Source organism: Aeromicrobium phragmitis (assembly GCF_003674095.1).
Classification (GTDB): domain Bacteria; phylum Actinomycetota; class Actinomycetes; order Propionibacteriales; family Nocardioidaceae; genus Aeromicrobium; species Aeromicrobium phragmitis.
Map to the genome: position 1 here is coordinate 1 of NZ_RDBF01000125.1, position 406 is coordinate 406.

Annotated in this window: 1 protein-coding gene; it reads left to right on the top strand. The window is 70.2% G+C overall.

Annotated elements, in window-relative coordinates; all coding sequences use genetic code 11:
* Positions 1-290, top strand: a 290-nt coding sequence (locus D9V41_RS17975; RefSeq protein WP_166376107.1) for a hypothetical protein, incomplete at its 5' end; no start/stop codon positions are given.
* Positions 291-406 lie beyond the last annotated feature (116 nt).

Here is a 406-nt window from a genome sequence, read left to right on the forward strand (position 1 = left end):
AGTCGGTGGCTGAAGTGCTGCGTCGCCTCGCCACGGTCGTCCGTTCGATCGGGGCCGACGAGGACATCGCGGAGGAGGATCGTCGGGACCTGGAGTCGCGCGTCGATGAACTCGAAGACACCGTGCAGCGCGACCGCGGCGACACGACCTGGATTCCGGGCGCTGCTCTCGTGCTGTCGCTACGCCGCTGCCTGGGCGCGATCGAGACGGAACCGACGACCGCTGTCGTACCGCCGCTCACCTCGCCCGGTCAGCGCGAACGGCGAAGGCGCCGTTTCAGGAGACGATAGAGCGCGCCGACGGCCAGCACCACGAGGCCGGCGCCGATCGACTCCGGTGGCAGGGTCGCGACCAGTACCAGGCACCCGACGAGGCCGACGAGCTGAAGAGCGTGCGGGTAGCGCCG